This is a genomic window from Streptomyces sp. NPDC000410 (genome assembly GCF_040300305.1).
Taxonomy (GTDB): domain Bacteria; phylum Actinomycetota; class Actinomycetes; order Streptomycetales; family Streptomycetaceae; genus Streptomyces.
In genome coordinates, this window is record NZ_JBEPDM010000001.1 from 685345 (window position 1) to 702120 (window position 16776).

A 16776-nucleotide genomic window follows, 5' to 3' on the forward strand; every position below is an offset into this window, starting at 1 on the left:
CTCGGCGTAGGAGCCGCAGAAGCAGCGTAGAAACACAAGAAGCGCAAGAAGGGCGCCTTCCCGCAAGCCGGGGAAGGCGCCCTTCACGCGTGCAGGGCGGCGTACGGCCGCTCAAGCGGGCTCGGTCGAGGACCGGTTGCCGCCTTCCCGGGCGGCTCAGCCCGACGCACGCACCTCGTCGTACCGCTCGCGCGCCGTCAGCACGTCCGTCATCCGCGCCTCGGTCCAGCGGGCCAGCGCCCACACCTGCTCGCCCGCCTCCCTGCCGAGCGCGGTGAGCGAGTAGTCGACGCGCGGCGGGATGACGGGCTTGGCGTCGCGGTGGACGAAGCCGTCGCGCTCCAGGGTCTGCAGGGTCTGGGCGAGCATCTTCTCGCTGACGCCGCCGATGGCGCGGCGCAGCTCGCTGAAGCGGTACGAGCGTTCGAGCAGCGCGGCGAGGACGAGGACGCCCCACCGGCTGGTGACGTGCTCCAGAACCAGCCGGGAGGGACACATCGCGTCGTTGACATCGGGATTCCTCATTACGCCCATGCCAGTAGCTTACTTCAAAGTGGGTACTTTCTCAGAGTTAGTACATGCCCTAGGGTGAGTGGCTGAGCAGTCGCACCGCCACGAAACGGAGAAATCACCCATGGGCATCGTCGTCACCGGAGCCACCGGACACCTCGGCCGCCTCGTCATCGAGCAGCTGCTCGCCGGCGGAACCCCGGCCCGGGACATCGCCGCGGTCGTACGGAACAAGGAGAAGGCCGCCGGCCTCGCGGAGCGCGGCGTCGAGCTGCGCATCGCCGACTACAGCGCACCCGAGTCGCTCGCCGGGGCGTTCGCGGCCGGGGACCGGGTGCTGCTGATCTCCGGCAGCGAGGTCGGGCGGCGGGTGCCGCAGCACACGGCGGTCGTCGCGGCGGCGAAGGCGGCGGGCGTGGCGCAGCTCGCGTACACCGGCGTCCTGGGCGGCCCGGAGGCCGACTTCCGGCTGGCCGCCGAGCACAAGGCCACCGAGCAGGCGATCCTCGACTCCGGGCTGCCGTACACCTTCCTGCGCAACGGCTGGTACTCCGAGAACTACACCGAGCACCTCACCCCGGTGCTGGAGCACGGCGCCGTCGTCGCGAGCGCCGGCGCGGGCCGGGTCGCCTCCGCAGCCCGCGCCGACTACGCCGCCGCGGCGGTGGCCGTGCTGACCGGCGAGGGCCACCTCGGCAGGGCGTACGAGCTCAGCGGGGACACCGCCTGGTCGTTCGCCGAGTACGCCGCCGAGGTCGCGCGGCAGTCCGGCAAGGACATCGTGCACAGGGACGTGCCCGCCGAGGCGCACCTGGAGATCCTCACGGGCGCGGGCGTCCCGCAGGAGTTCGCCGCGATCCTCGTCGACGTGGACCAGGCCATCGAGCGCGGGCTGCTGGCCGGTACGAGCGGCGACCTGGCGCGGCTGACCGGCCGGCCGACGACACCGCTCGCACGGACGGTGGCCGAGGCGCTGGAGGCACTGACGCCGGTGTCATGACCGTATTCCAGATACGGACATGACAGCAGGCCCTGTGCGGCGCTACCTTCGACTTCGACGAGGACAGCGCGGTACAGGGCGGCAGGAGGGTCAGTGAAGGACAGCGAGCAGCGAGCGGGACTGCTGTACGGGTTCGGTGCCTACGGGATGTGGGGCCTGGTCCCGCTCTTCTGGCCGCTGATGAAGCCGGCCGGGGCGGTCGAGATCCTCGCCCACCGCATGGTCTGGTCGCTGGCCGTCGTCGCCATCGCCCTGCTGGCGCTGCGCCGCTGGGGCTGGATACGCGAGCTGCTGCGGCAGCCGCGCAAGCTCGGCCTGATCACCGTCGCGGCGACGGTGATCACCGTCAACTGGGGCGTCTACATCTGGGCCGTCAACGCCGGCCAGGTGGTGGAGGCGTCGCTCGGCTACTTCATCAATCCGCTGGTCACCATCGCGATGGGCGTGCTGCTGCTCAAGGAGCGGCTGCGGCCCGCGCAGTGGGCGGCGGTCGGCATCGGCTTCGCGGCCGTGGTCGTCCTCACCGTCGGGTACGGGCAGCCACCATGGATCTCGCTGGTCCTGGCGTTCTCGTTCGCGGTCTACGGACTGATCAAGAAGAAGATCAACATCGGCGGACTGGAGTCGCTGGCGGCCGAGACGGCGGTGCAGTTCCTGCCCGCGCTCGCCTATCTGCTGTGGCTCGGATCCCAGGGCTCGGCCACCTTCGGCACGGAGGGGGTGGGCCACGCGGCCCTGCTCGCGGCCACGGGTGTGGTCACCGCGGCGCCGCTGATCTGCTTCGGCGCGGCGGCGATCCGGGTGCCGCTGTCGACGCTGGGGCTGCTGCAGTACCTGGCGCCGATGTTCCAGTTCACGCTGGGCGTCGTCTACTTCCACGAGGCGATGCCGGCGGAGCGGTGGGCGGGCTTCTCGCTCGTGTGGCTGGCGCTGACGGTGCTCACGTGGGACGCGCTGCGCAATGCGCGGCGTACGCGGATGAAGGCGGCGCGGCTGGCGGCCGCCGCGGCCGAGTCCGCAGCCGCCGCGGGGTCCCTCCCCACGAGCCCGGCGAACCCGGCGAGCCCGGCCGCCCCTGCCACCCCGGCGACCCCTGCCACCCCGGCCCGCGAGCCGGCGGCGGGCTGACCGGGCGGGCACCGACCGGCACTGACCGGCGCCGGCCGACCGGGCGGGCCGGCGCTGACCGTTTGCGGGCTCGTCGCGTTCGGCGAGCCCGTTGCCGCGCCGCGCGCACAACCGCTATGACCGGGTTCCATGGCACCTGACACGACACCGGACATGCCCCTGCACTGGAAGCTCGTGATCGACGCGGCCGATCCGCTCGCCCAGGTCGACTTCTGGGCCGAAGCCCTCGGCTACCTCCCCGAGGACAACACCGCGCTGATCGAGCGGCTGCTCGCCGTCGGGGCCACACCGCCCGAGGCGACCGTCGAACGGCACGGCCGCCGCGCATGGCGAGATCTGGCCGCTATCCGGCATCCGGACGACCCCTACGAGGAGGAGACCGGCATTGGCCTGGGCAGGCGGCTGCTGTTCCAGCGGGTCCCGGAGCCCAAGACCGTCAAGAACCGGCTCCATCTCGACCTGCACCCGGGCCCGGGGCGGCGGGACGAAGAGGTCGTCCGACTGGAAGGGCTGGGCGCGACGGTGCTGCGACGGGTGACGCACCCGTCCGGGGACTGGGTCCTCATGCAGGACCCGGAGGGCAACGAATTCTGCGTCCAGTAGCGGTCCGGCAGCCCCTGACCACCCGTCGACACCCCTAGGTGTCCGATGAGCGAACTTGACTGACCGGTTTCCGCCCTTGACGGTCAGTCAACATCTCGCTGAACATTCACCGCGTACAGCTCCAGCACCCCGCGTCACCGCCGCCGCGGGGTGTCCCGCACGTTCCGTCCTGTCCCCAAACGGAATCCGGAGCCCCCACATGCTTCACTCCGCGACACGCACCTCCGCGATACGCAGACGCACCGCCGCGGTCACCGCGCTGATATGCGCCGGACTGCTCGCCACCGCCGCACCGAGCGCGGCCACTTCCCCGGCCGCGCTCGCCGCCGCGCCGCCCGACATCCCGCTGGCCAACGTCAAGGCGCACCTCGCCGACCTGCAGTCGATCGCGACGGCCAACGGCGGCAACCGCGCCCACGGCCGGGCCGGCTACAAGGCGTCGATCGACCATGTGAAGGCCAAGCTGGACGCGGCCGGATTCACCACCACCGTCCAGCAGTTCACCTCCGCCGGTGCCACCGGCTACAACCTGATAGCCGACTGGCCGGGCGGCGACGCCAACCAGGTGCTGATGGCCGGAGCCCACCTCGACTCGGTCAGCTCCGGACCCGGCATCAACGACAACGGCTCGGGCTCGGCGGCGGTCCTGGAGGCCGCGCTCGCCGTCTCCCGCGCCCAGCTGAAGCCGGACAAGCACCTGCGCTTCGGCTGGTGGGGCGCGGAGGAACTGGGCCTCGTCGGCTCGAAGTACTACGTCAACAACCTTCCGGCCGCCGACCGTTCGAAGATTTCCGGCTATCTCAACTTCGACATGATCGGGTCGCCGAACCCCGGCTACTTCGTCTACGACGACGACCCGGCGATCGAGCAGACGTTCAAGAACTACTTCGCCGGCCTGGGCGTCCAGACCGAGATCGAGACCGAGGGGGACGGCCGCTCCGACCACGCCTCCTTCAAGAACGTCGGGATCCCGGTGGGTGGTCTGTTCACCGGAGCCAGCCGTACGAAGTCGTCCGCGCAGGCCCAGAAGTGGGGCGGCACGGCCGGGCAGGCCTTCGACCGCTGCTACCACTCCTCCTGCGACACCACCTCGAACATCAACGACACGGCCCTCGACCGGAACAGCGACGCGATCGCCCACGCGATCTGGACGCTCTCGACCGGGACGACCGTCCCGCCGGGTGATGTCTACGAGAGCACCGCCGACGTCGCGATCCCGGACAACGGCGCCGCCGTCACCTCCACGGTCACCGTCTCCGGCCGTACGGGCAACGCCCCGGCCACCCTCAAGGCCGGTGTGGACATCAAGCACACCTGGCGCGGCGACCTGGTCGTCGACCTGGTGGCCCCGGACGGCACGGCGTACCGCCTGAAGAACTCCAGCGGGAGCGACTCGGCGGACAACGTCATCGCGACGTACACCGTGAACGCGTCGGCCGAGGCCGCGAACGGCGACTGGAAGCTCCGGGTCCAGGACGTGGCCGCCCAGGACACGGGCTACATCGACAGCTGGAAGCTCACCTTCTGAGGACTCTGAGGACTCTGAAAGCTGGTCTGAGAGCTTTCAGAGCACCGTCCCCAGGGTTCCGGCCCGCTGCCCCACCCCCCACAGACTGCATGCGTGTGCATCTCCTGCACACGCATGCAGTCGCGTGGTGGCTCAGTTCGCCGCGTTCGCCGCCTTGACCAGCGCGTCCTGGGTGACCGCGCCGACGTAGACCTTGCCGTCGTCCGTCATCAGGGCGTTGACCAGGCGCGTCTTGAAGACCGTGCCGGTGCCGAAGTCGCCCTTCACCTGATCGCCGAGGGAGTCCAGGAACTTCTGGGCCTCCGGCGGCACGTCACCCTCGCCGGGCTCGGGGGCGGTGGCGCCCTCCCCCTCCGGGCCCTTGAGCTCGGCGATGGCGGTCCAGCCCTCACCGATGACGTTCAGCCCGTTGAAGTCCTCCATGCCCTCCAGGCCCTCCAGCTCCTCGGGGGACTTCGGAGCCTTCGGTGCGCCCTTCTCGTGGCTGTTCAGCTCGTCCGCCTCGGTGACCTTCGCGCCCTTCGGCACCTTGAAGTCGAAGGTCGACGCGGCCGGCTTCGCGAAGTCCACCTTGGTGAAGCCCGCGTCGATCGCCGCCTTGCCGCCGTCGCTCGGCAGCAGCGTGAACTTCAGCGGTACGCCGTTCTCCGCGTCGACCGCCACCTTGATGGAGCCGATCGTCGAGCCGCTCTGCTTGGGCTTGATGAGCAGCTGGTACGCGTCCCGCCCGGCGATACGGGCCGTGCCGTCGACGGTCACCGAGGTCGTGTCGTCCACGGCTTTCAGCGCCTCGTCGGCAAGCTGCTTGGGCGTGGTGGGCAGCTCCTCCTGAGGGGCCTTCTCTCCCGCGCCCGCCTCCTTGCTGTGCACGACCTCGTTCGAGGCACTGTCGTACATCCAGACGTCGTTCCCGTTGTGGACAACGCTGTACTCGTCGCCGCCGGACTCGAACGACAGCTTCTGCTTGTCCGGACCGTCGGCCGCGACGCGCACCGTGTGCGTACCGGACGCCAGCTCCATCAGCTTGGCCTCGGGCGACGCGGAGGCGCCGGACTTGTCGTCCTTCGGGACGAGGCTGTCGGCCAGGCCGCCCAGGTCCGGGATCCCCAGGTCCGTGGTGATCTTCACCGTGCCGTCGAGCTGCTCCGCGTCCGACGCGGCGATCTTCTCGATGAGCTCCTGCGCCGTGATCTTCGGCAGATCGGGGTCGCCGGAAGCGGCGAGCGCCGGAACCAGACCGATGGTGGCCGCGGCAACACCCGCCACCGCGACCGGGACGACGTACCGCGACGCCTTGCGGCGGGCCGGGGAGGCCTCCCGGGGCTCTTCGGTGATCGGTGCGTTCTCGTTCGGTGCCATGGTGTGCCCTACCTCCGTCATCGGGGCGTCCTCCGTCCACACCATCTGACCAAATCCGGCCGCCGGAAGCGTCAGCCCCCGGGAGCAACTCCAGGTACCCCTCCGGTATGACCCGGGGAGCCGGAATGCTCCCCCGACCAGTAGGGGTCCCCTGATCCCGAGGGCCTGTGCGGTGGCTCGGGCTGGAGCCCAGCCTGAGCCACCGGACAGGCCCTCGGGGCCGGGTCAGCAGCTCCGGGCCGTCAGCCGGCGCGGTGGACCACCGCGTCGCACAGCTCCTCCAGCGCGGCCTTCGCGAAGCCCTCGGGCAGCGGCGCCAGCATCGCCCGCGCCTCCTCCGCGTACCGCACGGTGTCGCGCCGGGCCCGCTCCAGGGCGGGGTGGGCGCGCAGCCGGGTCAGCACCTCGGCGTGCCGGGCGTCGTCCGTCAGGTCGCCGTCGAGCAGCTCGACCAGCTCCAGGTCCTCCGGCCGGCCGTGCGCGGCCGCCTGCTCCCGCAGCCGGAGCACCGGCAGCGTGGCGATGCCCTCGCGCAGGTCGGTGCCCGGGGTCTTGCCGGACTCGTGCGAGTCGGAGGCGATGTCGAGTACGTCGTCAGCGAGCTGGAAGGCGACGCCGAGCCGCTCACCGTACTGGGTGAGGATGTCGGTGACGCCCTCGTCCGCGCCGGACATCATCGCGCCGAAGCGGCAGGAGACGGCGACCAGCGAGCCGGTCTTGCCCGCCAGGACGTCGAGGTAGTGCTCGACCGGGTCGCGGCCGTCGCTCGGCCCCGCGGTCTCCAGGATCTGTCCCGTGACCAGCCGCTCGAACGCCTCGGCCTGGATCCGTACGGCCTCAGGACCCAGATCCGCCAGCGTGTGCGAGGCGCGCGCGAACAGGAAATCACCGGTCAGGACGGCGACCGAGTTGCCCCAGCGGGCATTGGCGCTGGGCACCCCGCGCCGTACGTCCGCCTCGTCCATCACGTCGTCGTGGTACAGCGTCGCGAGGTGCGTGAGCTCGACGACGACGGCCGAGGGCACGATGCCCGGGGCGTAGGGGTCGCCGAACTGTGCGGCCAGCATCACCAGCAGCGGCCGGAAGCGCTTTCCGCCCGCGCGTACGAGGTGCTGGGCGGCCTCCGTGATGAAGGGGACATCACTTTTGGTGGCATCGAGCAGTCCCGCCTCGACAGCCGCCAATCCGGTCTGGACATCGGCCTCAAGAGCCTGGTCCCGCACGCTCAGCCCGAAAGGCCCGACGACGGTCACGAGGGGTACTCCTGTCTGCTGACGATCACACGGATTGTCGATGTGTCGCTGTCTTCACTCAAGTCAGCGTATCCGGTCGCCTTTCGATCACCGGCGGCGCCTTCCCGCCACCCCCGGTATGTTCGTGATCAGCTCATACGACTGCGATGAGGACTTTTGTCCCGAACCCCGGCCGGGCGCGACACGAACGACGCGCAACGCTCGTCGCCATGGAGGTGACCTCATGCGCATCCGCACCTCCTTCCCCTGCGAAACCCGCCACGAGGACATCCGTATCCCGCTGCCGGACGGCACCCGTTTGTACGCACGTGTCTGGCGCCCGGTCACCGGCGAGCCCGTACCCGCCCTCCTCGAATACCTCCCCCATGGGCTCACCGACTGGACCGCACCGCGCGACTGGCAGCGTCATCCCTGGTACGCGGGCCACGGCTACGCCTCCGTACGGGTCGACGTACGCGGCCACGGAAACAGCGAGGGGCTGCCGGGCGACGAGTGCGCCGACACCGAGCCGGCGGACGGCGCCGCGGTGGTCGCATGGCTGGCGGAGCAGCCCTGGTGCGACGGGCGCGTCGGCATGTTCGGCGTCGGCCGGGGCGGCAGCAGCGCGCTCCGGGTCGCCGCCCTCGCGCCGGAGCCCCTGAAGGCGGTCGTCACGGTCTGCTCCACCGACGACCTCTACGACAACGACGCCCCTACCGCACGCACGCGCGCGCGGCGGCCGTGCTCGCCCACGTCGCGAGGCCCCCCGACCCGCTCTACGCCGGTGACGACTGGCACGCGCTGTGGCTGCGCCGACTGGAGGCCGTCGAACCGCCCATCCACACCTGGCTGGCCCACCGGACGCGCGACGACTACTGGAAGCGCGCCGGCGTCCGCGAGGACTACGCGGCGATCCGCGCCGCCGTCCTGGCCGTCGGGGGGTGGCACGACCCGTACCGCGACACCGTGCTGCGCCTCGTCGAGCACCTGCCACCCCATCGGGTACGGGGGATCATCGGGCCGTGGTCGCACCAGTACCCGGACCGGGGGCTGCCGCCGGGACCGGCGATCGGGTTTCTCCAGGAGACGCTTCGGTGGTGGGACCACTGGCTGAAGACCGATTCCGACAGCGCCTCCGGTGCGGGCCCCGCAGGAGTGATGTCCGAGCCGCTGCTCCGCTCCTGGATCAGCGAGTCGCATCCGCCGGCGACGACGTACGACGAGCTGCCCGGCCGGTGGGTCGGCGACCCGGCCTGGCCGTCACCACATGTCACCCCAGCGGAGTACGCCCTTCGCGGCGCACCGCTGATCGTCGACTCACCCCAGCACACCGGAATCGACGCCGGCCGCTTCGTGCCCGTCGGCGACGACGCCGATCTGCCGCCCGACCAGCGCGACGAGGACGCCCGCTCGGCGAGCTTCGAATTCGCGGTCCCCGACCGGGTGGAGATCCTGGGCCGCCCCCGAGTGACGCTCAGGCTGCGCGTGGACGCCCCCTTCGGACAGGCCGTCGCCCGCCTCTGCGACATCGCCCCGGACGGCTCCTCGACGCTCGTCACCCGCGGCGCCCTGAGCCTCGCTGCCCGGCACGGCCCCCACCGGGCCGACCCGTGGCCGCTCGGTGCGACCGAGGACGTCACGTTCGAACTGAGCGCCATCGGCCACGCCTTCCCGCCCGGTCACCGCATCCGGCTCTCCGTCTCCTCCGCGTACTGGCCCTGGATCTGGCCGCGGGCCGACGCGGCGGGCTTCACCCTGGACCCGGCGGGCTCCTCCCTCGAACTCCCCGTCCGCACCCCGACGGCCGACGCGCTCGCCTTCCCCCCACCGGAGCAGTCCACACCCCTCGGCGTCGTCATTCCCACCACCCTCGACCCGCCCCGCCCCGCGCGCCTCGTCGTCCGCGACGTCGCCCGCGGCGAATGGCGCCTGGAGACCGGCCCCGGGGCCGGCGGGACGCGCGTGCACCCCGACGGTCTCGAACGCACCGAGGACGCCACGGAGACGTACACGATCCAGGAACGCGATCCGCTGTCCGCGCGCACCCGCTCGGACTGGACGATCCGGCTCCACCGGCCCGATCAGGCGTGGGACGTACGGATCGAGACGCGCTCCGAAATCACCTGCGACGAGGCGGGGTTCGTGACGTCGGACGAGCTGGTGTGCCGGCACGGGGCGGAGGTCGTCTTCCACCGCACGTGGGAACACCGGATCCGGCGCGCGGCGGGGTGAGGGGGTGCGGGCGGGTGTGCCGCTGCGCGGGGCTTCTCCCCTACTCGCCCCTTCCCGACACCGGGGCTCCGGGGGCGGAGTCCCCGCCCTCACCCAGGCGCCCCCGCCACCCCCGCGCGCCGTCCACGTAACGTGTGCACCACACACCGTGGAAAGCGAGGCAAGCAGAGATGCCCGAGCACAGCCCGCTCGATCTGGCCGAAGGCGATCCCTTCGGCCCGCACAACCTCCCGTACGGCGTCTTCACCACCGCGGACGAGCCCGGCCGACGGCGGCTCGGCGTTCGCATCGGCGGTCATGTGCTCGATGCCGGAGCGGCGGCCCACACCCTCGGCTCCCCCTACGCCGCACTGCTCGCGCAGCCGAGCCTCACCCCGCTGCTCGCCGCGGGACGCACCGCCTGGCGGGACGTCCGGCGGGCGCTCACCGCGTGGGTCACGGTGCCGGCGCACCGTCAGGACATCGAGCCGCTGCTGTACCCGCTCGACGCGGTCACCCTGCACCTGCCGTACGAGGTCGCCGACTACGTCGACTTCTACGCCAGCGAGCACCACGCCACCAACGTCGGCCACATCTTCCGCCCGGACGGCGACGCGCTCACCCCCAACTGGAAGCACCTGCCGATCGGTTACCACGGCCGCTCCGGCACGGTCGTCGTCTCCGGCACCGACGTGGTCCGCCCCCTGGGGCAGCGCAAGGCACCCACCGACCCGGCGCCCGTGTTCGGTCCCAGCACCAAGCTCGACATCGAGGCCGAGGTCGCCTTCGTCGTCGGTACGCCCTCCCCGCAGGGGACCCCCGTGCCGCTGGCCGGCTTCCGCGACCACGTCTTCGGGCTCCAGCTCCTCAACGACTGGTCGGCGCGCGACCTCCAGGCCTGGGAGTACGTCCCGCTCGGCCCGTTCCTCGGCAAGTCCTTCGCCACCTCGGTCGCCGCCTGGGTGACCCCGCTGGAGGCCCTGGACGCCGCCCGCGTCGCCGCGCCCGCACGTGACGTTCCCGTACTCCCCTATCTGGACGACTCCGGCGAGGAGGAGCCCGGCGGCCTCGACCTGCGCATCTCCGTATCGATCAACGGCCAGATCGTGTCCGAGCCGCCGTTCGCCACGATGTACTGGACGGCCGCGCAGCAGCTCGCGCACATGACCGTCAACGGCGCCTCCCTGCGCACCGGCGACCTGTACGGCTCCGGCACGGTCAGCGGCCCCGAGGTCCACCAGCGCGGCTGCCTCCTGGAGCTCACCTGGAACGGCCGTGACCCGCTGGAGCTCCCGGACGGCAAGCGGACCTTCCTGGAGGACGGCGACGAGGTCACCATCACGGCCTGGGCCCCGGGCCCGGACGGCGTGCGCGTCGGCCTCGGCGAGGTCACCGGAAGGGTCGCCCCGAGCTCTGCCCAGGGCGTCTGACCCGGGCGTCGGGCCCGGGTGGCAGATCTTGCCGTACGCCCCCGAAAACCGCAGGTCACAGCCGTGTCCTGCGGTTTGTCGGTGGCGCAATACCGCTGAAACACCAATCCGTCCGAGGCGTGGCTATGGTCGACCCACCGAAGACCCCCGCCACCCACGGAGCCCCCCGATGCCCGCCGAACGCACACGCGAACACGCCGCGCGCGCCGCAGGCATCCCCGCCATCCCCCGCCGCAGACCGCGCGCCGACCGGGCGCGGCAGCTCGCCGATCTCCTGCGCCACCAGATCCTCGGCCAGGCCTTCCCCGACGGGACCCTCCCGCACGAGGACGCCATCGCCGCGGACTTCGGCGCCACCCGCAACACCGTCCGCCAGGCCCTCGACCTGCTGCGGGCGGAACACCTCATCGACCGGGTCCCCGGCGTCGGCACCGTCGTCGTCGCCGGCAAGTACCGGCACGGCCTCGACCGCCCCAGGGCCTCGTCGAGACCCTGCACGAACACGGCACCATCAGCAACGACGTACGCGCCGTCGGCCCGGTCCCCGCGCCGGCCCCCGTCGCCGCACGGCTCGGCGTACCCGAGCGCAGCGACGTGCTCTACATCGAGCGGCTGCGCCACCTGGGCGGCCTGCCGCTCTCCCTCGATCTCACCTCCATCCCCATGAGCATCGGCGCCGGCCTCATCGGCTGCGACCTCGAACACACCGATGTCCTCCGGCTCCTGGAGTCCCTCACCGGGCAGCCGCTCGGCACCGCCGAGATCACCCTCGAAGCGGTCAACGCCGACGCGCACGACCTGCCGCACGCCGAGCACGGCAAGAAGGCGAAGGAGAAGCTGACCCGGTACGACCGGATGATGGCCCGCCGCAAGCCGAAGAAGGGACGGCCCGGATCGAAGGGCTACCGCGAGGCGAAGAGACTGCGGGCGAAGGCGTACAAGAAGGTCGCGAGGCAGCGTGAGGACACCGGTCGCAAGTGGGCCAAGACGGTTGTCCGCGACTACGACGTCATCGCGGTGGAGGACTTTCGTCCGAAGTTCCTCGCCGGGACCACGATGGCCCGCAAGGCCGCTGACGCCGCCATCGGTGCCACCAAGGCCGCTCTGATCGAGATGGGTCGCAAGCACGGGCGGGACGTCCGCCTCGTACACCCCGCGCACACCACGATGGACTGCGCGCACTGCGATGCGAGAGCCAAGCACGCACTGCCGCTGGGTGAGCGCACCTACACCTGCACCGCGTGCGGAACCGTGAGCCCACGGGACAAGAACTCCGCACGCGTGATGCTCGTCCGGGCTGGTCTCACCCCGGCTGGTGCTGATGGCGGAAGACCTCCTGGAGCGCTGCTCCAGGAGGCGGCCTGAGCCAGGAATCCCCTACCTTCAGGGAGGGGAGGATTCAATGGAGACAGCCATGCCCCCTCGCCCCCCTCCTCTACCTCTCTCGGTCGACGCCCTGGCCACCGCGGCCGCCGACCCGGCCCGGGAGGTCCGCGCCGCGACGGCCAAGGGACTCGCGGCGGTGTCGGCGCCCCCGGCCGCCGTGACGGACACCCTCGCCCGCCTCGTCGGCGACGACGACGCGCTCGTCCGCGCCGCCGCCTTCACCGCGCTGGGCACCACGGGCCGCCCACCCGGCCTGGTGACAGCGGCCGTGGAGGCGCTGGGCGAGACGGCCTGGCAGGTCCGGGCGGGCGCGGCCACCGCCCTGCGGGGCGCCTCGCCCGATATCGCCGTACCCGCTCTCACCAAGGCACTCGGCGACCCCAACGCCGACGTCCGCAAGGCCGCCGTCCTCGCCCTGCTCCACCACGACCACCCCGACGCCCGCGCCGCCCGCGCCGCCCGCGCCGCCCGCGCGACAGCCACGAACGACCCGGACGCCGACGTCCGCGCATACGCGTCCCGGGCCGCCCAGCCCGCCTGACAGGGGGTTCGCAGGGCCCCGATCCCATGCCACAGCCCCGGGCCTCGGGACCCGGCCTCAGGGCTCGGCCTCAGGGGGCCTCAAGCCCTGGCCTCGGTCCCGGTCTCTGCCTCAGGCCTCAGGCCTCAGGCCTCAGGCCTCAGGCCTCGATCCGGGCACCGGCCCCAGGCCGGAGGCGCCGACCTCGGCCCCGGTCTCTGCCGCAGGCCCCGGGGCCCGGCCTCGGTCCGGGCCTGGTGTTCCGAGGCCAGGCCGCAGGCCCCGGGGGCCAGGGGCCTGCGGCCCCCGGCCCCTGCCTCAAGCCTCGTCGTCCGTCGTACGCTCGCCCTCCGCCTGGGACGGAGTCGTCCTGAGAGTGTCGGGATGCCGCTCCTCCGTCGGCTCGGGGTCCTCGCCCTCGGCCTGCGACGGAGTGGTGTACTCGGGGTACTGATAGTGGTTCTGGTACTGGTCGATCATGACGCTTCTCCCTTGACCCTCCAGCCCTCCCGTGATCGAGCGTAGTCCTTCTCCCGCGGACCGGCCCACGCTCACGGGGCGAAGCCGAAGGGCCCGGCACCCCGTGGGACGGGGTGCCGGGCCCTTCTGCCGTACCGGACCGGCTCAGCGCACGAACACGCTCGCCTGCCCCGCCAGATCCAGGAAGTACTGCGGCGCGACGCCCAGCACCAGCGTGACCGCGACACCCACCGCGATCGCCGTCACCGTGAGCGGCGACGGCACGGCGACCGTCGGCCCCTCCGGCTTGGGCTCACTGAAGAACATCAGCACGATGACCCGGATGTAGAAGAACGCGGCGATCGCGGACGAGATGACACCCACCACGACCAGGACCCCCGCGCCGCCCTCGGCCGCCGCCTTGAACACGGCGAACTTGCCGGAGAAGCCCGAGGTCAGCGGGATACCGGCGAAGGCCAGCAGGAACACGGCGAACACCGCGGCCACGAGCGGCGAACGCCGCCCGAGCCCCGCCCACTTGGACAGGTGCGTGGCCTCGCCGCCCGCGTCCCGCACCAGCGTGACGACGGCGAACGCGCCGATCGTGACGAAGGAGTACGCGACCAGGTAGAAGAGCACGGACGAGACACCGTCCGGCGTGGTCGCGATGACACCGGCGAGGATGAACCCGGCGTGCGCGATCGACGAGTAGGCGAGGAGCCGCTTGATGTCGGTCTGGGTGATCGCGATGATCGCGCCGCCCAGCATGGTGACGATCGCGACGGCCCACATGACCGGCCGCCAGTCCCAGCGCAGCCCCGGCAGCACCACGTACAGCAGCCGCAGCAGCGCGCCGAACGCCGCGACCTTCGTGGCGGCCGCCATGAAGCCGGTGACCGGGGTCGGCGCACCCTGGTAGACGTCGGGCGTCCACATGTGGAACGGCACGGCGCCGACCTTGAACAGCAGCCCCATCAGGATCATCGCGCCGCCGATGAGCAGCAGCGCGTCGTTGCCCATCGTCGCGGCGAGCGCCGGGTCGATGGTCTGGATGCTGCCGTCCACGACCTCGGCGATCTTCGCGTACGAGACCGAGCCCGCGTACCCGTAGAGCAGGGCGATGCCGAAGAGCAGGAACGCCGACGAGAACGCGCCGAGCAGGAAGTACTTCACTGCGGCCTCCTGCGACATGAGCCGCTTGCGGCGGGCCAGGGCGCACAGGAGGTACAGCGGCAGCGAGAAGACTTCGAGCGCGATGAACAGTGTCAGCAGATCGTTGGCCGCGGGGAAGACCAGCATGCCGGAGATGGCGAAGAGGGCCAGCGGGAACACCTCGGTGGTGGTGAACCCTGCCTTGACGGCGGCCTTTTCGCTGTCGCTGCCCGGAACGGACGCGGCCTGCGCGGCGAACGAGTCGACGCGCTTGCCGTGCGCCTCCGGGTCGAGGCGGCGCTCGGCGAAGGTGAAGACCGCGACCACCGAGGCCAGCAGGATGGTGCCCTGCAGGAACAGCGCGGGCCCGTCGACCGCGATCGCGCCCATGGCCGCGATCTGGGCCTTGGTGGTGCCGTACCCGCCGGCGGCGAGACCGACCACCGCGGCGAACGCGCAGGCCAGTGCGGTGACCGTCAGGAACACCTGGGTGTAGTAGCGGCCCTTGCGCGGGACGAATGCCTCGACCAGCACTCCGAGGACCGCCGCGCCGACCACGATGAGCGTGGGGGCGAGCTGGGCGTACTCGATCTGCGGGGCCGGGATCTTGGCCAACGGCTCAACCGCCGCCGTTGTCCACAGGCTGTGGACAGCTGACGTGCTCACTTGGCCGCCTCCACCTCAGGCTTGGGGTCCGTCTGCTGGACGTCGGACATGGTGTGCTCCACGGCCGGGTTGACGATCTCCGTCAGCGGCTTCGGATAGACGCCGAGGAAGATCAGCAGGGCGATGAGCGGGGTGACCACGACCAGCTCGCGCAGGCGCAGATCCGGAAGGGTCCGAACCTCCTCCTTCACCGGGCCGGTCATGGTGCGCTGGTAGAGGACGAGGGTGTAGAGCGCGGCGAGCACGATGCCGAAGGTCGCGATGATCCCGATCACCGGATAGCGCGCGAACGTGCCGACCAGGACCAGGAACTCACTGACGAACGGCGCCAGGCCAGGCAGCGAGAGCGTCGCCAGCGCGCCGATCAGGAACGTGCCGGCGAGGACCGGGGCGACCTTCTGCACACCGCCGTAGTCCGCGATGAGCCGCGAGCCGCGCCGCGAGATCAGGAACCCGGCCACCAGCATCAGCGCGGCCGTCGAAATCCCGTGGTTGACCATGTAGAGCGTCGCGCCGGACTGGCCCTGGCTCGTCATCGCGAAGATGCCCATGATGATGAAGCCGAAGTGCGAGATCGACGCGTACGCCACCAGGCGCTTGATGTCCCGCTGGCCGACCGCGAGCAGTGCCCCGTAGACGATGCTGATCAGCGCCAGCACCAGGATCGCCGGGGTCGCCCACTTCGACGCCTCCGGGAACAGCCCGAGGCAGAAGCGGAGCATCGCGAACGTGCCGACCTTGTCGACCACCGCGGTGATGAGCACAGCGACCGGGGCGGTCGCCTCGCCCATCGCGTTGGGCAGCCAGGTGTGCAGGGGCCACAGCGGCGCCTTGACGGCGAAGGCGAAGAAGAAGCCGAGGAAGAGCAGCCGCTCGGTGTTCGTCGCCATGTCGAGCGTGCCGGCCGCGCGTGCCTCGGCGATCTCGGTGAGGGAGAAGTTCCCCGCGACCACGTACAGGCCGATGACCGCGGCCAGCATGATCAGTCCGCCGACCAGGTTGTAGAGCAGGAACTTCACGGCGGCGTACGAACGCTGGGCCGCCGCGTTCTCCTCGGTGCCCGTGTGGGCGCGGTCCCCGAAGCCGCCGATGAGGAAGTACATCGGGATGAGCATGGCTTCGAAGAGGATGTAGAAGAGGAAGACGTCGGTGGCCTCGAAGGAGAGGATGACCATCGCCTCGACGGACAGGATCAGGGCGAAGAAGCCCTGTGTCGGCCGCCAGCGCTTCGACTGCCCCGCGACGGAGTCGCTGTCGGACACTTCGAACGGGTCGGCGTCGTGCCAGCCGGCCAGGATGACGAACGGGATCAGTACGGCGGTGAGCGCGATCAGCGCCACCCCGATCCCGTCCACACCCAGCTCGTACCGCACCCCGAAGTCCTTGATCCAGGCGTGGGATTCGGTGAGCTGGTAGCGGTCGCCGCCGGGCTCGAAGCGTACGGCGACGATCGCGGCCAGCGCGAGCGTGCCGAGCGAGACCAGCAGCGCCAGCCATTTCGCGGCGGCTCGCCTGCCTGCCGGCATGGCCGCCGTGGCGATCGCGCCGATCGCCGGGAGCGCCGCCGTCGCGGTAAGGAGCGGGAAGGACAT

12 protein-coding genes and 3 pseudogenes are annotated in these 16776 nt (G+C 71.3%); 9 read left to right on the top strand and 6 right to left on the bottom strand.

The features are described from left to right. Positions 1–156: 156 nt before the first annotated feature. Positions 157–534: a winged helix-turn-helix transcriptional regulator gene (locus ABT342_RS03205; protein ID WP_351566142.1), complete on the bottom strand. Its 378-nt coding sequence runs from the start codon at positions 532–534 to the stop codon at positions 157–159. A gap of 100 nt (positions 535–634) precedes the next feature. Here ABT342_RS03205 and ABT342_RS03210 point away from each other — a divergent pair, with 100 nt between their 5' ends. The 4 genes from ABT342_RS03210 to ABT342_RS03225 all read left to right on the top strand — a co-directional run bounded on the left by ABT342_RS03210 (position 635) and on the right by ABT342_RS03225 (position 4769). After that, the gene (locus ABT342_RS03210; protein ID WP_351566331.1) at positions 635–1510 is read left to right on the top strand and encodes an NAD(P)H-binding protein; all 876 of its coding nucleotides are present in this window, start codon (positions 635–637) and stop codon (positions 1508–1510) included. A gap of 147 nt (positions 1511–1657) precedes the next feature. Next, positions 1658–2638, top strand: a complete 981-nt coding sequence (rarD, locus tag ABT342_RS03215) for an EamA family transporter RarD (protein WP_502965450.1) — start codon at positions 1658–1660, stop codon at positions 2636–2638. Positions 2639–2767: 129 nt separating this feature from the next. Next, positions 2768–3241 (top strand): VOC family protein, encoded by a 474-nt coding sequence (locus ABT342_RS03220; protein WP_351566148.1) that lies wholly within the window; start codon positions 2768–2770, stop codon positions 3239–3241. Between the two features lie 199 nt (positions 3242–3440). Further along, the gene (locus ABT342_RS03225; RefSeq protein ID WP_351566150.1) at positions 3441–4769 is read left to right on the top strand and encodes a M28 family metallopeptidase; all 1329 of its coding nucleotides are present in this window, start codon (positions 3441–3443) and stop codon (positions 4767–4769) included. Between the two features lie 132 nt (positions 4770–4901). On the opposite strand, the gene ABT342_RS03230 is transcribed toward ABT342_RS03225, so the two are convergent. Next, positions 4902–6128: a LolA family protein gene (locus ABT342_RS03230; protein ID WP_351566333.1), complete on the bottom strand. Its 1227-nt coding sequence runs from the start codon at positions 6126–6128 to the stop codon at positions 4902–4904. Between the two features lie 242 nt (positions 6129–6370). Then, positions 6371–7381 (bottom strand): polyprenyl synthetase family protein, encoded by a 1011-nt coding sequence (locus tag ABT342_RS03235; RefSeq protein WP_351566153.1) that lies wholly within the window; start codon positions 7379–7381, stop codon positions 6371–6373. Between the two features lie 223 nt (positions 7382–7604). On the opposite strand from ABT342_RS03235, the pseudogene ABT342_RS03240 reads away from it, so the two are divergent. The 5 genes and pseudogenes from ABT342_RS03240 to ABT342_RS03260 all read left to right on the top strand — a co-directional run bounded on the left by ABT342_RS03240 (position 7605) and on the right by ABT342_RS03260 (position 12928). Then, positions 7605–9592: pseudogene (locus ABT342_RS03240) on the top strand (CocE/NonD family hydrolase). A gap of 170 nt (positions 9593–9762) precedes the next feature. Beyond that, a complete protein-coding gene (fahA, locus tag ABT342_RS03245) occupies positions 9763–11001 on the top strand; it encodes a fumarylacetoacetase (protein WP_351566156.1) in 1239 nt (412 codons plus the stop codon). A 169-nt stretch (positions 11002–11170) separates the two neighbouring features. Then, positions 11171–11380 (top strand): annotated as a pseudogene (locus ABT342_RS38180) (GntR family transcriptional regulator); the annotation flags it as partial. Positions 11381–11487: 107 nt separating this feature from the next. Continuing rightward, positions 11488–12366, top strand: a pseudogene (locus tag ABT342_RS03255) (RNA-guided endonuclease InsQ/TnpB family protein); the annotation flags it as partial. 49 nt (positions 12367–12415) lie between these two features. Then, positions 12416–12928, top strand: a complete 513-nt coding sequence (locus ABT342_RS03260) for a HEAT repeat domain-containing protein (protein ID WP_351566158.1) — start codon at positions 12416–12418, stop codon at positions 12926–12928. 297 nt (positions 12929–13225) lie between these two features. Here the strand turns inward: ABT342_RS03260 and ABT342_RS03265 are convergent, their stop codons facing one another. The 3 genes from ABT342_RS03265 to ABT342_RS03275 all read right to left on the bottom strand — a co-directional run bounded on the left by ABT342_RS03265 (position 13226) and on the right by ABT342_RS03275 (position 16776). Next, the gene (locus tag ABT342_RS03265; protein ID WP_351566160.1) at positions 13226–13387 is read right to left on the bottom strand and encodes a hypothetical protein; all 162 of its coding nucleotides are present in this window, start codon (positions 13385–13387) and stop codon (positions 13226–13228) included. A 144-nt stretch (positions 13388–13531) separates the two neighbouring features. Further along, positions 13532–15184: an NADH-quinone oxidoreductase subunit NuoN gene (nuoN, locus tag ABT342_RS03270; RefSeq protein WP_351566162.1), complete on the bottom strand. Its 1653-nt coding sequence runs from the start codon at positions 15182–15184 to the stop codon at positions 13532–13534. Then, positions 15181–16776: an NADH-quinone oxidoreductase subunit M gene (locus ABT342_RS03275; protein ID WP_351566165.1), complete on the bottom strand. Its 1596-nt coding sequence runs from the start codon at positions 16774–16776 to the stop codon at positions 15181–15183. The genes nuoN and ABT342_RS03275 overlap by 4 nt, the downstream gene beginning before the upstream one ends.